12 protein-coding genes are annotated in these 21783 nt (G+C 45.6%); 1 reads left to right on the top strand and 11 read right to left on the bottom strand.

Annotated features, from left to right (window positions below):
• Positions 1-241 precede the first annotated feature (241 nt).
• The 5 genes from B9A32_RS07070 to B9A32_RS07050 form a co-directional block, all read right to left on the bottom strand.
• Positions 242-2890: a hypothetical protein gene (locus B9A32_RS07070; RefSeq protein ID WP_139795742.1), complete on the bottom strand. Its 2649-nt coding sequence runs from the start codon at positions 2888-2890 to the stop codon at positions 242-244.
• 239 nt (positions 2891-3129) lie between these two features.
• On the bottom strand, positions 3130-4851 hold the full coding sequence (locus B9A32_RS07065; RefSeq protein ID WP_084067927.1) for a hypothetical protein: 1722 nt from the start codon (positions 4849-4851) through the stop codon (positions 3130-3132).
• A 2-nt stretch (positions 4852-4853) separates the two neighbouring features.
• The gene (locus B9A32_RS07060) at positions 4854-7535 is read right to left on the bottom strand and encodes a hypothetical protein (RefSeq protein ID WP_212637843.1); all 2682 of its coding nucleotides are present in this window, start codon (positions 7533-7535) and stop codon (positions 4854-4856) included.
• Positions 7536-7591: 56 nt separating this feature from the next.
• A complete protein-coding gene (locus B9A32_RS07055) occupies positions 7592-9235 on the bottom strand; it encodes a hypothetical protein (protein WP_084067922.1) in 1644 nt (547 codons plus the stop codon).
• Positions 9219-12668 (bottom strand): AAA domain-containing protein, encoded by a 3450-nt coding sequence (locus B9A32_RS07050; RefSeq protein ID WP_084067919.1) that lies wholly within the window; start codon positions 12666-12668, stop codon positions 9219-9221. Before B9A32_RS07050 ends, B9A32_RS07055 begins: the two co-directional genes overlap by 17 nt.
• Before the next feature lie 921 nt (positions 12669-13589).
• Here B9A32_RS07050 and B9A32_RS07040 point away from each other — a divergent pair.
• Entirely contained in the window at positions 13590-14501 is a 912-nt protein-coding gene (locus tag B9A32_RS07040) for a DMT family transporter (RefSeq protein WP_084067914.1), read from the top strand.
• Positions 14502-14506: 5 nt separating this feature from the next.
• On the opposite strand, the gene B9A32_RS07035 is transcribed toward B9A32_RS07040, so the two are convergent.
• The 6 genes from B9A32_RS07035 to B9A32_RS07005 all read right to left on the bottom strand — a co-directional run bounded on the left by B9A32_RS07035 (position 14507) and on the right by B9A32_RS07005 (position 21740).
• Positions 14507-15316 carry a Fe-S protein gene (locus tag B9A32_RS07035; RefSeq protein ID WP_084067912.1) on the bottom strand — a complete coding sequence of 270 codons (810 nt, stop codon included), beginning with the start codon at positions 15314-15316 and terminating at the stop codon, positions 14507-14509.
• 82 nt (positions 15317-15398) lie between these two features.
• Positions 15399-16937, bottom strand: coding sequence for a BCCT family transporter (locus tag B9A32_RS07030; protein WP_084067910.1), 1539 nt, complete (start codon positions 16935-16937; stop codon positions 15399-15401).
• A gap of 352 nt (positions 16938-17289) precedes the next feature.
• Positions 17290-18909 (bottom strand): sigma-54 interaction domain-containing protein, encoded by a 1620-nt coding sequence (locus tag B9A32_RS07025; protein WP_084067907.1) that lies wholly within the window; start codon positions 18907-18909, stop codon positions 17290-17292.
• Between the two features lie 309 nt (positions 18910-19218).
• Entirely contained in the window at positions 19219-19665 is a 447-nt protein-coding gene (locus B9A32_RS07015; RefSeq protein WP_084067901.1) for a superoxide dismutase [Ni], read from the bottom strand.
• 73 nt (positions 19666-19738) lie between these two features.
• Positions 19739-20308, bottom strand: a complete 570-nt coding sequence (locus B9A32_RS07010) for a 4Fe-4S dicluster domain-containing protein (protein ID WP_084067898.1) — start codon at positions 20306-20308, stop codon at positions 19739-19741.
• Positions 20309-20492: 184 nt separating this feature from the next.
• Complete coding sequence (locus B9A32_RS07005; protein ID WP_139795741.1) at positions 20493-21740, bottom strand: NAD(P)/FAD-dependent oxidoreductase; 1248 nt, start codon at positions 21738-21740, stop codon at positions 20493-20495.
• Between the last annotated feature and the right edge of the window lie 43 nt (positions 21741-21783).

The following is a 21783-nucleotide window of genomic DNA, read 5'->3' as shown; positions in this document are numbered from 1 at the left end:
ATAATTTTTTCATCATTGAGTGTTTGGAGTATATCCACTGGGCGACGTTAGAACCAAGCCCCCCGTTTTCTTTTTCTTTAACATAAATTTATCTCTATCTGTCGTGTTGAACATCTTTGCCGCCACCATAAATTGCCAAGTAATCGTTAACGTTATAAAAGCTCTGCCATGGCGATCCATGATCAATGGTGATGGCTGACATTATATTCAAAATATATAGTCATTCCAATTGTTTGCCCCTTTAATCTCCTTTATCATCATCATCATCATCTTCTTCTTCTTCTTCTTCTTCCTCTTCGTCACTGGTAAGCTCATAAAAATCTGCTGGCAGATCAGAACCTTCATAATAGATAAACAGTTCAATAGCCGTCACAATTTTTTCTGCAGTATCACCTGCTATATTCTGTTGAGAAAAGAAGCACTGCCCAGTTCTTAAACATTTGATTGCGCGATTGAACAAATTTCTGTCCTCTGGATTGTCTCCATCCAGAAAACTTTGATCCACCATTCGAAATCGCAACAAATAAAGAAAAAGCAACGCAGCCTGAAAAAATTTTGGATATTTTTTTTGATTATTGGAAAACTTTTTTGATTCCTGTTCCATTATCTCAACCGTTTTTTCTGTAAATACTTTTGCTTCCTTTCGTTTCATGGCCAGTGGGCTATTCTTTCTCAAAGTCAACAAACGTAAGAGAGCCCTTGAAGAGTTTATGGGAAAAGGGGTTCCATGGTTGGTATTAATCTTTTTTAAAATGGCTGCGTATAAAAACTCAAACTCCTCGGTTGATGTAAATGATCGAGCAGCAGCGTCCACCATATAAAGCCAGTCTCTGCCATCACCCCGTTCACTGCTTAAATATTGTCGAATCCCCCGTTTAAGATTGTCCGGTGTTTTGGCAAAAAGCCAGCTCATTCTACTCAGAAATTTTCTTTCATAATGTATCGGGATGTTATGATAATCATTCTCAACTTTGGTGGCCACACGATCTATGGTTACAGACCCGATTGCATTTCCTGCACAACCGTCCTGATCAATGGGTGGGGACAAAATTATCCGTTCCCCATTGACAAAAATGATTCTTTGTTCTGTTAAGATCTTTTTAACCTCATCCACAGCCCCTTCAAATTCAACAGAAAAAATTCTATCTCCAAAAAGATCTTCCCTGCAAACAGGTGTGTTTAAATACTGTTGAATCTGAATCTTTCCATAATTTAAAAAAGAAGCATCGGGGTCGACTTTAATTAGCTTTAACGGAGGCCAACCCAATTTGGGAGAAGGGGGCGGGTCAGTTATCCGCATCGTGGCATAATCCATCAAAATTCGGCCTCCCCTCAAAAAATTCCTGTCCCCAACATTGCTTGGATACAGTTCAATCCGTGCAAGTCCACTGGCAGGACGAATTTCCAGGTTAAGATCCAGGGAAATATCTTTGTGTGCCACCGATGGGAATGAAAATTCCACCCTGCGAAAAGGATTTCCGAACAAATGATCAGATAATTTTCGGATATAATTTAATACTTCTCCGTCGTGATCTTCTTCTTTGTATTTTTCCCGATAAAGAGTGATGGCAGAGTCATATGACCCGGATAAAGTTATTTTTTGATCAATGCCAGGGAATGGTTCCTGCTCTCCACCATTCTCCCACTCCAGTTCCCTGCCACCATCCAGTTGATCTTTTCTAAGATACACCTGAAGCCTTTTTCCGCCTGCCTTTATGGCGAATTTTCCACAAATGGATTCCGGTTTGTAAGGGACGCCTCCCTTACATGTGGCTGCCTTGACGAGATCCAGCCAGAAATGTTCTCCCCGCCTTTCCACCAGCATGGAAAGGTTAGGCAGCGTATCAACATAAGTTGGCTCTCCCCGGTCAAGGCGAAGGGCATACTCTGCACACCCATGCCCCCATATATTCTGATCATGTGCCAACCAAACACTGTCAATTTGTGGTGATGCTTGCGACGGCTTCTTAATACCTGCCTCACGGAGTTCCTGATCTGCGGAAAATATCCACCCAGGCAACTTCTGAGGACAAAGTGGGCCGGAAATAATAACACCACGCAAGCGACTTCCAGGTATTGCCTGCAACCTATCCTTAAAAAGATTGCTCAGATCATCCTGACTGGATACGGCAGGCCCAATTGATTTGGCATTGAGAATATGACAGGATTTTCCCAGGAGCTTACGCAAACGATGATTGGGGCGAGCCGAAGTCGTTGGCACATGATATCCCATCATTTCGCCGGGATGCCAAAAACGCCACTGATCTTGCCTGGACCAAATTTTTTTTTCGGAAAGGGGACGTTGAGCCATGGATTCCCATATATGCGGAAAATTCATAAAAACCTGCCAGAAAGCCCCTATCTCCAGACCAGGCATGGCCGATTGAAAAATATTGGCAGCCCAGTCAAAACCAGTCAGGGGAATTATCTCACGTGGGCGATCACGCACCGGAATCACAAAAAGACCATTTTCACATTGCTCCCGGTGTAATCGGAACGGGGTCATTTCCACACCATCCGGACCCAGGCAAACCACAAGAATGTGCTCTTTAACATCCATATCCGGTGCAAATGCATTATTTTGATCCACTGCTGACAACCATGAAAGAGCTGCAGCCACAGGTCGCCACAATAATTGAATATTCCCAAAACCGGCTTTACGCAGATCCCGGAGTAACGCATCCTGTCCAAATTCATCCAGCGCATCGGGGATGGCAAGCACCACGGTATCCCGGGGTCTGCAATGGGATTGTGTTAAAAGTTCAGTTACATGTGCCGCAAGAATGGCACTCAAAAAAGAACTTGAGCCTTTTCCCGAATCCCATCGGACGGGACGATCCCCCGCGGCGACCAACCCCCTCCAGGCGCAGGAAACTGGAACACGGGACATCCGTTCATCCTCCTTTATGCGAGCTTGAACGGGCCAATGCAATCCGGAATGTACCCGTTTGTCCTTTGCCTTTTTTCCAGCTTGAATCTCCCCAAAGGAATTATCCGGCAAAACTACGTCAGCAAGGATAAGGGGTTCCTGAATAACGTTGCGCAAAACAAGCGGCAACGTTTCTTGATCTATCTTCAAAACATGATCCTGTAACCCAAAGGCAGAACAGCCCACTATAGTTTTATTATTCATCGCAATCCATTCAGTCTTTCAAGTAAACGCGTGGCAATAAACTCAATGGCGTGGTGTCGCCACTGGAGAACATCCGATGGAATAATAAAAACAGGTGCAGAAGTAGACAAACCTTTCACATCCGCCTCCTGTATCATGGAAAGGGAATTGGCGATAACAAGACCATCCAAGACAAGTTCATTGCACAACCCACGGTCACGTATTGCCTCACCATGTTTTTTCAAGGCAGCTGATGCAGACATGGAGATGTCCGTCCAATTTTTTTCTTGATCAGACCCTGCTGTATTCACTGCCCACACAATAATCACATAGGTTGTACCCAACGCATTTTCCAAAGGCCGGACCACAAGGTAAAGATGTCCTCCGGTGCGACCAAAGTGTTTCACAATATCATGCATATGCCCTTGATCAGGATGCACCACTTCCAGAATGGCAACCGGTACCGCCCGGCCATGGGAAATTCGTTTGACAACATATGGGCCAGGTTCAGATCCACTGGCGGTGCGACATCCAAGAATCTGCTCTCGAATGACATGGAGGGATGAGCCAAAAATCTCTTCAATGCCGAAACCATTTTGAACCATCTTCCCCATACCATCTTCCTTATGCAGCATATCTATGGCAAGATTGACAAACATGCGTACAATATCCGCCCATGTCCGGGCCTGCCAGTCCCACAGGCGATCTTCATCGTCTTCCCGTCTCAACAATTTGGAATACCAGGCCCAAATCTGGCGATATCTGGCATCATTCTGGAGTACATAATTGGGCCTGACACCGGAACCCGGCAACGGCACGGTTTGCAATCCCGGATGATCCAACAAGTTCATGCATAATCTCCGGAATTCAAACACCCTTAATGCCTTTGGTGCACCCTTGAAATTAGGATTAATATCCACCTCATTTATGATGTAACGCATTGATTCCAAAGCACAACGACGCAAAAAATCTTTTAGCACCCGATTTTCAAGTACATCAAAGGACTCCCTGCGGACAACAGCCAAAAGCTCCTGGCGACTGCCGGCCTTTTCCGCATGGGATGCGCCCGGTTGTCTCACAAACCACTGCAGGCACCCAAGGTCCATTTCTTTGATTCTATTAACCCGCTGCATGTCACGAGCCCTTAAAAGAATACGACGCATACGTAAAACGGTTTCAGCAAGGTTTTTCCTTTGGGATTCTGCAATGCTTACAATCAGTGAACGTCGGGGAGCACCACGTTCTTCCTTCTGCTCTTTGATAAGGGCCAGCACCTGTTTCCAGGGGATTTTCTCCCGTTGTCCTCCTGTTTCCGGCTCACAGTCCTTTGTCTTTGCTTTTATCTCCATCATATTGTCAAAAATCTGAGACCAACCCAAAACGATTCTTGCCAGATATGTCTCTTTTTTTCCATCTTCCCTCGTGCGGGGACGGGCACCAATGGCATTGATGGGAAATAATTTCCGTCTGCCATTAGAAAAAATCATTACCTGATTACTTGCCTGCCTACCATGGGACAGTACACCATGGGGGGCTTCGTATACCCTGTTACCATTTGTACAACAGGGGCCAAGGGGAAAAAACCTTTCATATCGTTCGGGAAGCAGAATTTTTGCTTCATGTGGCAGGATAAGAACTGGAGACCCCAGGAAATGAAATTCAACCCCGTCTTCATCCAGAGGATAGGATTCATCTTCAATACCCACTGACCATGGCCAGCGACAAATAGCAGGAATCATTATCAGACCTCTAAGCTACGGGGTACACCATTCCATTGAAACAAGCCTAAATGGTTGTTTTCCATTGCATTTTTAAAAGCGTTGGCAAGTTCCTTATCTTCAAGAGAATTGACGACGTCCTGTATCTTCATCAGACATTCCTGTGAGTGCTGATCCATAAGTTCAAGGCCCCTGACCCTCGGTAAAATTTTTTGTTCAACCTGATCTGCAAAGGCTTGTTTATATACACCTTCAATCTCCCCGGATTCGGGATAATTTGCCACATAGGCCTTGATGGCTGACTCCGTTCTGAACCCAAATGCTCTGCTGACTTTGTGCAGGGCTTTGTTAATTTCATCTGTCCAGACGCCAACCTTATCGGTCCAGGGGAAAATCGCATCATATTTTTTTATCCAATGGTTTTGCCACAGATCGTGGGGCAGAAAACCGCCAGCATCTGGTACATCAATAAAATAATAATCCTGTGGGTTCACTTTCTCGGGCTTACCAAAGCGCAGTACATTGGAACGATCCAGTACCTTATCTGAAAGGCTCAATGTACTTTCATCTTCATTCATAGTACCCACAAAAAGCACATTACTCCCCACCCATAATCTGGACATCTCTTTGAGTCCCGGGCCGACATCAAGAACAATTTCCCCTTTCTGACGATCTGAAAAATCAGAAAAATCCCTGATTTCCCTTCTCAATTCAAGTTTTGATAAAAATTCGCTGAAATAATATTCCGTCCGGGCCAGATTCATTTCATCCATCAAAACCATGAGCATGCGATCTTTACTTGTTCCTCCCACATCTCCAAAAGAATTGTATTCATCCATGCGCACCAAAGCCCGGGAGAGGTCAGTGGCCTTGTATCGGTTTTCCAGATAATTGTAGAATCCAAACATGTCCTGGGGAGAATCCCAGCGGGGCTGCACAGACAGGATCAGCTGATGCATCCCCATAAACTGGGCATATTTAATGGGAAGCAGTGTTTTTCCGGTGCCGGAAATACCTGCCAATACGGTCAAAGGATTAATTCCGACACATTTCAATGAGGTATGAAAGGCATTGATGACGCGGTCGTGAAAAAACAATTTATCGTTTCTCAGGGATTGCTTAAAATTCTGGAGCATCTGAACTTCATCGGTGTGCAAAGATTCAGCTGGAAAAATTGTTGCATCGAAACAAGCGGGCTTTTTAAGGAGATCTTCAATAGAATCGATATTATCCCCCGGCTGCTTCATTTTTTTCATTTTCTTTAATTCATCTTCCAGCCGATTTTTTTCATTTTCCAGTCGATTGATCCCCTTTTCAATTTTGACCAACTCTTCTCTTCTATCCTCAATTTTTGAAATAAGGCTGTCCAAATCAGCCTGACTCTTATTTCTTGTATTGTTCATTTCATCAATGGCCGCCTCATGATCGTTTATTTTAGAGCTCAAGGTTGCCAACAAATCGTTTTTCTGCTGTTCAAGCTCTTTAAGCGTCTCCAAATTCCCCTGTTTTTGAGAACAGTTCGATTCAAGCAATTGCAATCGAACTGTCAAATCAACGATTCTGCTTTCAATTTCCAATAAATCTTTTTTAGCCTGTTGAAGTCTTAATAGCTCCTCTCTCAAGGATTCGATTTGGCTTTCCTTTTTTGTTTTCTCTACTTCCAGCCCATTTATATGGCCTTTAAATTCAGCCACTGCATCATTTTTGTCCATTTCTAATTGTTCAATCATATCAGCGATATTTGAGCACAATGCCTCTTTTTTCTGACAATCCGTATCCAGTTGAAGCTTGGTTTTTTTCAAATCATCAACAATCTGCTTTATATTTGTCAGTTCATTCTGGGCCCCAAGCAGTTCGTTATAGACCTCTTCCAATTCTTTAATTTCCATAAGCAGGCCTTGTATTTTATCTTGAGCATCCGAAATCCATCTTTCCTTATTGCCGCATTCAGTCCCAAGGCTCTGTAGGCGGACTTCTTTTTTATCAATGTTGCTGTTAAGCCCTTGGAGGTGTTCAGAAGCCTCTTGTCTGCGCTGGGTTAAGGCCTCCAATTCATCATTTAATGCTTGTATATTAACTTCCAAGGCAGCTATGGTTTCTTTTTTCTCCAGAATCGGTTTTCTAATTTGCTCTAAAAGTTGCTCAACCCTTTTCTTATGCTCCTCCTCAGCTTCAGTAAACAAACGAGTATTTATATTCTGCTGTTCCTCAAGCGATTTCTCATGCTCCCTCTGAAGTTCTATTAACTGATTTTTATTTTGTTGTTTCTGATCCTGAAACTCGGCGTTGCATTCTTCTATTTTCTCAGTCAGCTCATCACGCCGGGATGCAAGCAAGGATAATTCACTTTGGATTTCATTTTTGTTATCATTTAACAAACGATTTTCGATTTCAAGCGTTGCCACTGTAGCCCTGAGCGAGTCACTTTGAGCCCGATTATCCAATAATTGCCGGGTCATCTCATCCAACTCCGTCCGCAGCTTTGCATGCCTGGCTTGCTCTGTATTCAACCGAAGCAAATCCTGCTTTTGGTTTTGAATGTAATCCTCTACTTTTGATTTATCCTCATTTAACTGCCGAATGTTTTCAATGAGACGTTCTTCCTTGACACTGAGAGACGCAACAGAACCTTGAAGTCCTGTGATCAAGGCCGTCCTTTGACGCTGAAACAAATACAGAAAAAAAATAATCAACAAAAGGGTCATGGACAATGCGATTGCCAGAAGCCATGCAAAGGATGGAATAAGTGGGATGGCGACGTTCATTTTGACTGCTCCTTGTGTTCATTGATTGCTCTATATGAATCTACAATGGAATTTTCAGGTCTGAATATGTACATGGGCGAGTTTTGCTCCATAAGCTCATTTAAATTTTTCACCGCTGTTTTGACGGCTTCAACTTGATGATTCAAAGCCATGGTCGTATCCGTTAATTTTTGACCACCGCTTTCAATTTTAAGGGCACCGGCATGGAGAACGCCTACATCGACATTGGCAGAATCCACGGATTGCTTGAATTTTTCCATCAATTCCCCCACACCCTGCTGCTTTATCTCCATCTGTTGTTGCAAAACACTCAATTCATCAACTACTTTTTGTATAGCCAAGCGCTTTTCTGTAAAATCCAACCCACCCAGATCAAGAGCCGTTTTCTTTAATAATGCCATTGTATTTTCAGCAACATGAACACTGATTTCAAACTCGGAAAGGCTGCCTCCCAAACGTATTTTCTCTTTTTGTAACAAATTAACTTCCTGACCCAAGAAAATTTGAGATGATTCAAGTTTACGGGTAACCGATGTGAAATCCTTTTCACTGCTTGTTATTTTTTCCTGTATCACTGCCAATACGTCAGCATATTCACCAACGGCCTCGGTATGGATGCTCAGTGTTGCAACATCTTTGTTCAAATTTTCAATGGGAGCATTCAGCTGCCTGGATAAACGTTTTACCTGCTTTCCGGCTTCTGTTCCAGCTTCACCTAAATCCGTTATAGCTGTTTTTAATAAATTTTTCTCATTGCCCATACTTTCCATCAGCCCTGACAAATCAGCATCAGCACGTGTCAATCCCTGGACAGTTTTTTCTGTGGTTTGGGCATGTGTTTCCAGACTCACCACAGCATTTTTTGCCTTTGCTGTGGTTTCCTTTAAAACATTCACTGCAGCATCAGCCATTTTTCTTGATTCATCCATGGCTTTTGCAATTTCCACTAAATCGGTATTAACCTTTGCAAGCCGCTTGTTGTCACGGGTCAAACCTTCCAGTTCCAAAAGGTTTTTTTCTTTAGTTCTGTTCAAGATATCTATATCTGTTTGCAAGGATTGCACTTTGGAAGCTAATGTTTCTGCAATGGCTTTTTGCCGAACTTCGTCCTGCCGAAGCTTTTCCACAGTTATTTCCAACGTGCCTTTTTTTGATTCCTTTGCAGATATTTCCGACTGCAGTCGTCCTGTCTCTTTCCGTGCAGACATTGCAGCGGCATCAGCCTGTGACCGTTGTGCAACAGCTGTATGAAGTTCTTTTTTACGGGTTTCAATATTTTGTATCAATTCCGTTTCCCGGCGTATGAGGTCACTTAATTTTCCCTGCAAATTGACAATATGCTTTTTCAATTCACCCCTCTGGGATTCCAGACTGGGAAGTGATTGAAGGATATCGGTGTGCCTTTCAATATCAGCCTGAAGGGCAGTTTCTTTTTGTTTCAATATATTTTTTTCAATTTCCAACGTCATGACTTTGATGATGCAAAAAAAATTTAAGGCAAATATCAGCACAAGACCAGCTACCATTACCCACACCGGAGGCGATAAAAACCATCCCTCCTTCTTACCAGTCCCTTTCCCACGTCCATCCGCCTGTTCCGCCACACGTTGATTTTTTTTTACATCATCTGAATCCGTCATCAGAACCTCTCCATATTTTGAGGATTGAATTCACACATCCGTCCAGATTTTCCTTCAATTGGTACACCCAAAAACGTTTTATATCCCAACCCAATCCTCTGAGCTGATAATCCCGCCAGAGATCTTCCTGTTTCCGGGAACCATCCGGATTCCTATGGTACCTGTCACCGTCCACCTCTATGTCCAGCTTTAATGGGTTGTCACCATTTCGGACCAATGCTATGTCCAGTCTTCTTCCGGCCACCGGGTACTGGGCAATGGGCTCAAGTCCCCTATCCTTCAAGGCGATGTACAGCACTTTTTCCCATGGGGAATCATGGGGAGCCCAGGGGCCCTGAGCACCACCACCTGATTTTTGCCTTGATCGCTCCACAGCAAGCTGTTCAATGTGTTTGATACCGCAGGTGCGTGCCCATGATTGATTCCCTACCACATGAAGCACGGCCCGGGCCCGGCTGACCGCCACATTAAACAAATTCCCTTGCTCCCTTAAAAAATGAAGTGAACCCCGGGGCATATCCGGCCCGGCGCAAAGACTGAAAAACATAATATCCCGCTCATCTCCCTGGAATCCGTGGGAGGTATCCACATGCAGGCGGGTTTCTTCCATAATCTTATGGGAAATCTGTTTTTCATACAGGGCATCATTGATTCTGTTGGCCTGCTGTCGAAAGGGGCTCACCACACCGATACTTCCCCGAAAACCCGTTTCCAGAAGATCAACAATCACCTGAACCACCTTTTCACACTCTTCCGGGCAATGGCATCCACTGGGGCCCCCGCTTAATATTTCAGCTTCCACCCTTGTCCAATGCATCCCGGGACGTGTGCCAGGTGGAATATTCAAACGAGCCGGATCAACTGCCACCCGGAGCCTGTTATGATAAAAAGCGTCATTGGAATATCCGGCAATTTCCCCATGGTTACGATAAGTTTCATTAAGGAACACCGGCTCCACACCTCTGGATTCTGCAAAGAGATCGTAAAGAGAGGTTTGAGCATAGGAAAACCGGTTGTCAGAATAATGGGTAAACCCCGTCCCCTGACGAATCATGGCATCCTGCCCCATGCCGAGATGGGCAATATGCCTGAGCTGAAAGGGATCACCAATGACACCCACCCGGCGTGCCCGGTATAGAATCGGGATGGCCGAGGCCATATCACATTGACTGGCTTCATCCACAATAGCCAGGTCAAACATCCCCGGCACCAGGGGTAAACGTGAACCCACCGATAAATTTGTCACCGCCCAGCAGGGAAAATGTTTGAGTAAAAGCGCAATATCATCTTTCACCTGTTCCAGGGTTTGACGGGAGACAGTCTCCGTCATCATACCACTGGACAATCCTCTCAAAGCAGCCCGAAGGTTTGCCAATCTTTCACGCGCATCCCCCCGGGGCAAGCCACTGCTTCGGGCAGATAGATCAAGTGGTAAAAGCTCCTGGGTGATTGATTGAATCTTTTCTGACAAGACCGCAATTCTTTTATAAAGGACATCCACAGCAGGAAGGGGTCTCAAATTTTTCGCAGCTTTCCTGCCTTTTTGTACGGCATCTGCATAAAGGGCCATTTGACGTAAGGTGGCAAGATCTGCCTCCAGGGCAGTGAGCCCTCCATGCCTGATTGCACAGGAAAATCCGGGTAAACCGGGCAAATCAGATTTCTTGAAATATTTTTTAAAACGCAACAGGGCAAGCTGAAAACGGGCAGAAAGCATCTTCATCCATGGGTCATGTTGCAGAGAAGTCACAATGTTCTCCAATACCTCTGTCCAGACAACCGGAAAAATTTCTGGAAATTTACCTACTTTTTCACAAAAGGACTCGGGCAGACCCAGTGCATGAAAAGCCGCAGCTTCTTCCTGTTTGGCCATGTGGCTTCCAAGCCTGTTAATCTTTCGAGCCATTTTCTCTCTGGCTCCACGAATTTCAAGCTGTTTTTCTACATCTTTCAACAATGCTACACATTTTTTTTCAGCTTCAAAATCATGACCGCCTTCCAGCAAAATTTGAATCACAGTCTGAAACGTAACCTTTAAATTCGGGTCATCCTTGGAATTGGCACGCACCACATAGGGACGACCGTCTTCAACTTTAAGGCGTTCCATAACTGCATCAACGGCCTTGTGATTTTTACTGGCAAATAATACGCTCTCACCCCGTAGTCGCATGCCAGCCATGGTTGTGGCAGCCACCTGACTTTTACCCGTACCGGGTGGCCCGGTGATCACCGTCTGTTTGGCCCGCTGTAAAGCACTAACGGCCCGGCGCTGGGCCGCATTCATGGGAAGAACATCCAGAATAGCAGAATGCTCATCCTGGCTGGACAACACCTCACAGGCCTCATCATTAGGAAAAAGCCCTCCCAATGCCGTGTCTCTTAACTCCGTTTCTGAACATTGTGCAATATGTTGAAGCTCGGAAAGCAGGGTCTTGACATATTTCCCCCTTTTTCCCATCATTAAAACAGCACGATTGTATATACCTGATGCTTTTCCTTTCAAAGATTCGTCCTGCACACGATTCGGAGAAAGGGGTTCTTTAATCAATTGAGGAAACATGACGGAAAGAGTGGACGTCAGATGCCGCAGGGACTGGGAACTGTTTTCTGAATAACTTCCAGACCCTTCATCAATATCCATGAAGCCGCAGGCCGTGAGAAAGGCTTTTTTCTGATCCAAACGTTTTAATCGTTTATTCAGCCAGGAAGAATTCACCTCCGTCACTGGATCATTGCAAAAAAAACACCTGCGAACAGGGTCATAAGATACTTTTACCTGAAACACAGGCTTTACAATGCTACTGGAGAGGATATTTTTGTGAGCCTGGGGAAGGCTCCATACCTCCACAGGATAGCCCAACACCACAGACATTCCCGGGTTTTTGCCAGCCAGGCGATTGAGTAAAGCAGCATGATCCGCCTTTGGTGGAACAAATCCCATAAAGGCCTTCCCTGGATGAGGCATCCAGTTGCCATGCAGGGGAATATAAGTAAATTGCTCTCCCTCCTGATCTTCAAAATGTTGTGCCACGGCTCCCGCTTCCTGTTGGACACATTCAATAAGATAACAAATGAATTTACGAAACCCCTTAAAATCCATAGTTTTATGAAGTGAATTGTGCTGGGAAGATCTGGGGGTTTCCAACCCAAGCAATGTCATTGCCTGGTGGGATAATTGTTGTAGCAGCCTGTTAAAAGATGTTGAGTGTGCAGACAAAGAAGTGCTATCATAAGAAACATCACTGCATGTCGGCTCAATCCCCCGCCATGAAAACAAGGCATGATCATTATCCACAGCATGTCGCACCGTATTCAGAATGTCTATGTATTGATTTTTGGATTGGGAAGGAAATTGCCTTAAAATATCCAGGCAGGAAAATAAAGGGACGTCATTGTCCATGGCGTAATTCAAATCATGGGTATCAAATGACAAAAGCACTTCCCCTTTAATGAGTCAGATATCTGGAAAAAACCCCAACGGCATGATACATTAGCCCAAACCAGAGAAGCATTTCAGTATGATAAAGTTACTTGAAAAACATACATTAAGGGAAAAAATCTGTCAAAGACTATATTTTAAACAATAAAAAGGCAAATCTTGATTTGAAAACCTGGTTTTCATATTTTGTATAATCTGAATAAGTACCATGGTAGACCGTATTTAACGCGGTTCCACCCACAACGAAATCAGAACAAAGTCTGCCCATGGCGGTTTTATATGAAAGTCCGTCAAACCAGGCAGGACTTTCAAGCTTCGTTATGGGCAGAACGGGGTCAGTATGCGGTCCGCCCGTGGCGTTTTATAAGAAAGTAATTTTAAATATCATAATTTCAGACATATACAGAACGGTAGAACCATTCGGATATTTTTATAATAGACTTTCATTATTTGTTGTGATGCAGCGCATCATGGCCGTTATAAAAAAAGGCTGCCTCCAAGCCAACCTCAGCAGAGCCGCCCCCCGATGGGTAATAGGAACCGGACAATTGAGCTGTCTACAGTTCCGGTCCGGGCCCATTGCCCATCGGGGGGCGGCGGTATAATACCATTTGGCTCCGCGTCTACGACCCTATATTTGTTGTGTCCGAAAGGAGATGCCCGTTTATATGAAATACTCCGTTAACCAGGGGGAATATTTCTAACTTTGTTGTGGGCGGAGCGAGGTCAGAATGCGGTCTGCCCGTGGCAGTTATATAAAAACCACCAAAACCAAATTTTACGGTAAAACTTTATCATTGATATGAATCAAATTTTATAATAACCTCAGCCCCATTCAAATAGACATCAAAGCTCCCCGAGAATGCCACACATAACCAAAAGGCACCCTGTAAATTCAAAAAGGATCTAAAAAAAATGCAAAATATTCTGTTTTATCTCTTAACCATTCTCATATGGGGCTCCACCTGGCTTGCCATCAAGTTTCAACTGGGAACAGTGGATCCTCTGGTGTCAGTGGTGTATCGATTCTTCCTGGCTGCTGTGATCCTTCTTGCATGGTGTCGTATCACCCGATTGAACATGCGATTTTCCCTGAAAGATCACAAGTTCATGGCTTTGCAGGGAGCCCTTTTATTTGGATTCAACTACTGGCTTTTTTATGTGGCAGAAATCCATCTCACCAGTGGGTTGGCAGCGGTTATCTTCTCCACCGTCCTGGTCATGAATATGATCAATGGTTTTTTGTTCTTAAAAACGCCCTTTGACACCAAAGTCATTGCCGGCGGCATATTGGGGCTTTTAGGAATTGTCATGGTATTTCGCCCTGAAGTGGCAGGATTTCATCTGGGGGATGGTGGCATCACCGGAGTGATACTGGGTTTTGCCGCAACCTATATGGCTTCCCTTGGCAATATTATTTCTGCCCGGAATCAAAAACAAGGACTTCCTGTCATTCAAACCAATGCCTATGGCATGGCCTATGGCGCATTTTTTATGATGCTGCTGGTCATCCTGACAGGAAAATCCTTTACCTTTGTGATCTCCTTTTCCTACACGACTTCTTTAATCTACCTGGCCGTGTTTGGTTCCATTGTGGCCTTTGGCTGCTATCTATCCCTCATCGGACGTATTGGTGCCGACCGGGCCGCCTATGCCACCTTGATTTTTCCCATTGTGGCGCTTTTGATCTCCACCGTCTGGGAAAACTATCACTGGACCCTGGAGTCTGTGACCGGTGTTATGCTGATTTTAAGCGGAAATCTTTTTATGTTGAAGAAAAAACCGATAAAGGCACTCAAGCTTAACCCCACAAAACAGACAAGCTGATACGTTTATTTACCCACGGGACAGCTTTGTTCGCACACCCGGCAGTATTTAATGATCTTCACCGGTTTATCAAACCCTTGGCCCGATTCCTCTTTGGCAAGGGCAATGTTTTTTTCCATCTGCTGATTGCAGGTGGGGCGTGCATAGGTGCCGTCCCGTGCCGGAAGAACGGTTTGACCGTATTTCCGGGCCGTGTACATTGTTTTCCCAAACGCATTCTGGGGACAGGCATTGCGGCAAATATCGCCACACTGACTACAGGGGTTAAATCCTGTGGGTCCGGTGGATGGAACTGCTATATCCAGGGCCATGGCCCGGAGCCTCACCCGTGGACCAAATTCCGGGGTTACCAGCATATTGTTGCGACCAATGCACCCAAGACCTGCCATGGCTGCGGCATCTTTTAAATAGATGCCACCTTTTTCAACATGGTAGGGAAAATGGAATGGCTTTATTTCAAATGTATTGGGAATCCACTCACACAGCTCGTTGACAATATTCACCAAAATTTTATTGCCCGGCGGAGAGATCCGCCCGAACCACCAGTCCATTTCAGGTTTTTCCCGGGGGTGCTCCACGGCAATGACCAGGATGGATCGGGCATGATCAGGCCAATTTACCTCACCAGGGTTGAGTTCCATGTCACTTTCCCGGGTGCCCACGCCCTGGCCTGCGCCAGGCATTTTCGGGGCAAATGTAAATGCTCCGGCTGTCCTGAGATCATCCACAGCGGCAAACCCTGAAAGATGCGCACCCAAATTTTTTGCTTTTCTGAGAATGGCCGACGATGCGGCAATGATATCACTTTGATTCATGAAAAATCCTTATTTTAAAACGTATTAATGCCGTTGATCATGTGCAGTAATTGATAGACCATAGACCAACGGTATTATTTTTTTATTTTTCCTTTTTTAGAAGTAAAAGGGTGGAAAGCACCATTCCCAGCATAACAAATGCAAAGGGCAGCGCAGCTACAATGGATGCGGTCTGTAACGCTTTTAGTCCACCGGTTATCAGCAGCACCACGGTGATGGAACCAATGAGAAAACCAAAAATAAGCTTTATGGGGGTACTGGGCTCCAGTTCACCGCCTGAGATGATCATGCCCACAAAAAAAGATGCTGAATCAGCAGAGGTGATCAAAAAGATAATCAGATTGAAGAAAACGATGAAACTGATGAGACCCCCCAGGGGGTATTGACTCAAAAGGGTGAATATACCAGACCCGGCATCGGCGGAAATGGCCTTGTACATCTCAAGGGTGCCGTTGATTTCCGCATGAAGGGCTGATCCACCCACCACGTTGAACCAGACAACGGTGATGACAAGGGGAACAAGAATAACACCGAAAATAAATTCGCGGATGGTGCGTCCTTTGGAAATACGGGCCACAAATCCCCCCACAAAGGGTCCCCATGCGATCCACCAGCACCAGTAGAAAATGGTCCACCATCCCATCCATTTACCCTCGCTGGCCTGGGCCATGGGATCGGTCCAGAAGGACATGAAAACCAAGTTGGAAAAATACTGCCCCACGGAATCCACCATGAGATTGAGAAGAAAACGGGTGGGCCCGGCAAAAAGGAAAAACAAAAGTACAAAAAAAGCAAGGATCATGTTTAAATTACTTAAAATCTTGATGCCACGGTTCAAGCCTGAAACCGCTGAGATGGTGTATCCCACAATCAGTATGAGCATCACCGCCACAAGACCTGTGGTGCCAAGTTCTGCCCCAAAAACGTGCTTAATGCCAAATCGAATGGACATAAGCCCCATGCCAAGGGAAGTAGCAATGCCTGCGATGGTGGCAAAAGCCGCCAGAAAATCCACCAGTTTTCCCCACATGGAGCCGGTTTTTTCGCCAAGGATACCATAAAGGGAGTTGGCAATGGACAGCGGCATCTTAAGGCGATAGGTTGTGTAAGCAATGGCAAGACCGGCAACAGCATAGCACACCCATCCATGGATACCCCAGTGAAGCAGGCTGATCTGCATGGCCACAGGTGCTGCTTCAGGCGTGGCACCTTTGGCCAGATAAGGGGGCGACATATAGTGATAAAGGGGCTCTGCAACCCCCCAGAATATAAACCCAATGCCAATACCGCAGCTGAAAAGCATGGCAATCCATGAAGAAAAGGTAAATTCCGGGCTGTCACCATCCTGTCCCAAAGGAATATCTCCATATTTACTCATACCGGCCCATGCCAGAAATATAATAAAAATGGACACACTCAGCATGAAAAACCAGCCAAAATTCACCGATATCCAGCTTTGGGAGCTGGTCATTGCCGTGGAAAATCCTTTAGGCAGAAGAATCCCCCACAGGGTGATGGCAGAACATAGAATCAATGTTCCCCAGAAAAGGGTGGCATCGTATTTTCCCAAAAATCCCCGGGTGTCGGTTGGCGATATGTCTGTTTGAACTGTTTCTTTCATTTTTTTCCCTTTAATAATATGGAACGATTTTCAAGGTTAGCCATGGCCCTGGATCCATGAATCACGGTATTGCAAGGCCGTAAGACCATGGAAATATCGCCCATGGTCATGGGCTGTACATGTTGGAAACGCGTTTTTTATGCTGGCATGTTTAAACAATTGCAATGTACATCAGCAATATACATGCCGGGCTCACCCAAAAAGGTTTAAAAGAGAAAATGCAGGAATAAAGGGGCTGGAACGATTGTCTTTGTGAAGGATATTGAAATAAGGAAAGATAAAATCTTTTACTTGTCAAATTTATTTGACCCATTGTAAAATTTTTATGCGCTGGGAATGGGTCTTTTCTTGCCTATGATTGATTGAGCTTTATCTCATATAATTTTGGACGAAGGTTTAATTTATTAATTTTATAGCTGAGCAGTTGACGGGACAGACCAAGATGCCTTGCAGCCATGGCAATATTACCAGCGCTGTTTTCCAGGGCCTGTAAAATGGTGGACTCCTCAAGCAAACGCTTTTTATGGGCCAGATCCCCGGTGGAAGGGGCAACATGGGCCCCGGTGGACGCCGGAGGAGAATCGCATGGAGCAGTTACTCCCTTTGCAAGCGATGTTTTCCATGGGGAAGGGGGCCATGGAGGGGGAGGGGCCGGTGCCTGTTCAGCGTAGTGTCTGTCAAACAAAGGATCATGTCCGGCGCCCCTGTTCCGGGGCCGGGGGCAAGGAGCATGGGGGGAAGATTCACTGTTTGAAATACCCAGAAGATTGGCAAAATAACAGTGCTCCAGTTTCAGTATTGTTTCTTCTTTTTCTGTCATGTTAACGGCATTTTCAATGACATGCTCCAGCTCCCGGATATTCCCGGGCCAGCTGTAGTTCCAGAAGAAATCAATAACCTCCGGTGCGATATTTTTAATATTTCTGCCCATGCGACAATTGCATTTCTGGAGAAAATGCCGGCCCAGCTCCTCCACATCCACCAGCCGTTCCCGCAGCGGCGGAATGGCAATGTAAATCACCGCCAGTCGGTAAAAAAGATCCATCCTGAAATTGCCACTGCCCACCAGCTCCCGGGGATCTGTATTCACGGAGCTGATCACTTTTATATCCAGATCTATATTGGAAAGGGAGCCCACGCGCCTGACCTTTTCTTCCTGGAGAACGCGCAGCAGCTTGCCCTGCAGGGAAAGGGGCATGGAGTTTATCTCATCCAGAAAAAGAGTGCCCCCGTTTGCCTTTTCAAAGAGCCCGGCCCTGTCCACGGCACCGGTGTAAGCCCCTTTTGTGGTGCCAAACAGGATACCTTCAATGAGGTTTTCTGGAATGGCGGCACAGTTCACATCAATGTATGGCTTTGTTTTTTCGTAATAAAAATTATGGATGGCCTGGGCAAAAAGTTCCTTTCCCGTGCCGGTCTCTCCGTAGAGCATCACCGGAGACGGCGAATTCGCTGCCATTTTGGCACTTTTTACGGCATCCACAAATGCCGGGGCCGATCCAATGATGCTGGCAAATGTAAAGCGGGTGCCTTCGGCAAAGGTATTGTTGTTGTTAGGGGTTAAAAATGAAGGGATGGTTCTTTCAAGGATATTATAATCCTTTACAAAACAGATGGTGGCCACAACCTTGCCGTTTTTACGAAGAGGAAAAACACTGTGGATTGTATTGCCCACATTGGCATTCCGGGAGCGGTAGGAAAGGGCATAATTGATGATGGGCCGACCATGTTCCAGTACCCGCATGCAGGTGCTGCTGTCGTTATTATATTTGTAGACATCGGTTATTTTTCTGCCAATGACATTGGCAGGGTCCAGCTTGTCAATGGTGGCCTGGATGTCGTTATAAAAAATCATCACCCCATTTTCATCTGTCATGAGAATGCCAAGGTCCATGTCACAAAACAGTTCCCAGATATTAATCTGATCAAAGTCAAAATGGCTGGACATGAATTTTTTTAAATTTGAGTCCATGGCGAATGTCCTTAACTCCTCAGTCATAAATTCTGCAGTTTAACGCCACTTAATATGGTTCTTTGAAATTGAACATATCCCATGTGGTATGAAAAATGAGAACTTCGGACTCATGAGTCCTTAAAAACCGTGTATATTTATTTAAACCATATAACATATCCATGGGGTTTTCGTCAAAAAAGTGAAAGGCAGACCTCCCATTTAAAGGCCTGCCCTTCACATTGTTACGCTGGATGTCTGTTGCTGATTTTAGGCTATTTCTGTCAAAAAACATACCGGCTTGCTTGCCTTTAAAAAAGTTACCGCATTTTACTTATCGCTCATATATAGATCCCGAAACTCTGTAACAGCTTCCCGGAGTTTTCCTATATTATCAAGATCTATGGTCTGCTTGCACTTCATGGCATAAATCAGCATTTGATGGAGCAACGCCAGTTTTTTATCGTACAGTTTGGCATCAAATTTTAACCGCTGGGTCATGAAATACTGGGTAACAATGTGCTGGAATTTATCGGCATGCTGCTCCTTGTTCATCACCCACCGAACCAGCTGATTGGCATGGGCATGATCTGCCTTTTCAAGGGTGGCAATCTGGCGCATGGATTTTTCCATGGTGGTGATATGCTCAAACAGCAGGGTGATGCGAAGGGGATCGTCATAAATCCCGCAGGGGATTTCGCAATGGGCCCGGCTGATCTGTGCTGAACAAACAACAACAACAAGGGTCAATAGTGCAGGAATAATACGCTTTGTCATGGTACCTCCTTTATAGAAATAATTATTTCGCAACCCAGATATCCTGACGGATACAACCAAGCATGAAACAGTGTTATCTTTCTGCCATGGCCGCGTTCATGGACCTCCATGTCTCTATTTCCACAGGCAGTTTCTCCTGGCGGATGGCCACCAGATGTTTTTCTCGCAACAGATCATTGATCTCACCATAAACAAGGGCACCTGTTTTACATGCTTCCACACAGGCCGGGAGCTGGTTCTCCAGGATGCGGTCAACACAATTATCACATTTTACGGCCACCACCCGCTGAAAGGGCATGTCAGCCTCGGGATAAAAGCGAATCACCCCAAAGGGACAGGCCATGGCGCACATGGCGCAGTTAATGCATTTTTCCTGATCAATCAGCACAGATTCTGTTTTTTCTTCTCTGAAAATGGCTCCGGACGGACAGGCAGAAAGACACGGAGACGGTTCACAATGTCGGCAGCGATTGGCAAAGGGCTTTTGATCATGGACAATATCCACAAATATCCTGGCCCTTGGCACAGGGGTTTCATTGATGGCACCGAAAATATCGTCACTCTGGGAATGCACCTGGGCACATGCCAAATAGCAATGCTTACACCCCACACATTTTTCAGGATCAAGGACAACTGATTTCATGTTTCCTCCTTTATAATCTATATTTAATCACATTTTCAGCCGATCTTAAAAGAAACACAACGATTCCACAGGGCAAATGGGCGATCAAATTTTTACTCGGTGCTCCATTTATTATCTCAACAACCTGGATAATTCTCGTAAGAACATCCAGGGAAAAACGAAGCATTGAGTTTAATGACTTTGATCATCTCAACCGATTAAAATCAAACCCCGGGGACAGAATATCAACCGGTAAAGCAGACAACTTCTGTTTCCGCTGAATCATGGCAAGGACCTTGCCCGCGGCGGCGGTATCATTGACAAAGGCCATGCCCACAATGCGGTCATTCCGGGTCACCAACCGGTGATGAAACCCCTTTTGCGGGTGGTGATACACATGGATATCGCATCCATCCCCGGAACCGGGATTAAACAGGCCCCCGGTGATGACATAGCTGTCTCCAATGTGAAAGGCATTGCGATTCAGAGCCCCTTCATAAGGGGTCTTTATGCCGCACATATTGCATCCCGCGGTTCTGCCCTGCTCCACTGCCACGGGCCAGATGGCATGTGTTTCTGATATTCCGGTGGCAATGTCCCGGCTTTTGGCCACATCCCCTGCCGCAAAAATATTGGGAACCGAGGTGGTGAGATATCCATCGGTTTCAATACCATCCTGATGGCCGGACCCTGCACCACCACCTGGAAAATCCACAGCAAGTCCGGCATTGGGCACCACCCCCTTGCCAATGACCACCAGATCACAGGAAATGCGCTCCCCGGTGTCCGTAAGAACCCTTTCAACACAATCACCCCGCCCCTGGAATGCCAGGAGAGACACACCGCTTTGCACGGTGAGCCCCCGGGACTTGAGGATGTTTAACACAACATCGGCGGTTTCCGGGTCTGCGGTCTGGGACAACACCTTGTCTGAGGTTACCATCATGCAAACCTTGATACCAAGACTGCAAAGGGCATCGGATACCTTGATGCCCACAAGGCCGCCCCCAATGACAACGGCCCGGGTGGCGTTGGCGGCAATGGCCCGGACACCTTCCATATCTTTTCTGGTCCTGAAATAATAAATGCCTTTTTTATCAAGGCCGGGAATATCAAGCTCCCGGGGCCTGGAACCCGTTGCCAGCAAAAGGGCATCATAATCCAGGCGGGTAGCATCATCCATATGGACCTGGTTTTTCGCAGCATCAATGCCAAGGGCTTTTTTGCCGCATATAAAGGTGATGCCAAGCTCGGTTAAATAGCCCTCCGACGCCATGGAAAGTTTATCCCCGCCAATGGTTCCGGCAAGGACAAAGGAGAGCATCACCCGGAAATAGGGCTTTGTCTTTTCATCGGAAACCATGACGATTTTTGCTGTTTTATCATGACGGCGTATGGATTGTGCTGCGGCAATGCCTGCGGCACTGGCACCGATGATCACATATTGTTTCATGGGCACCCCCTGGAGCAAATGCCATCCTTTTCTTTTATTTTTT

The organism is Desulfocicer vacuolatum DSM 3385 (assembly GCF_900176365.1).
GTDB classification, from domain to species: domain Bacteria; phylum Desulfobacterota; class Desulfobacteria; order Desulfobacterales; family Desulfobacteraceae; genus Desulfocicer; species Desulfocicer vacuolatum.
The sequence above is the reverse complement of the archived record's forward strand: the minus strand, read 5'-3'. Positions and strand labels throughout refer to the sequence as shown.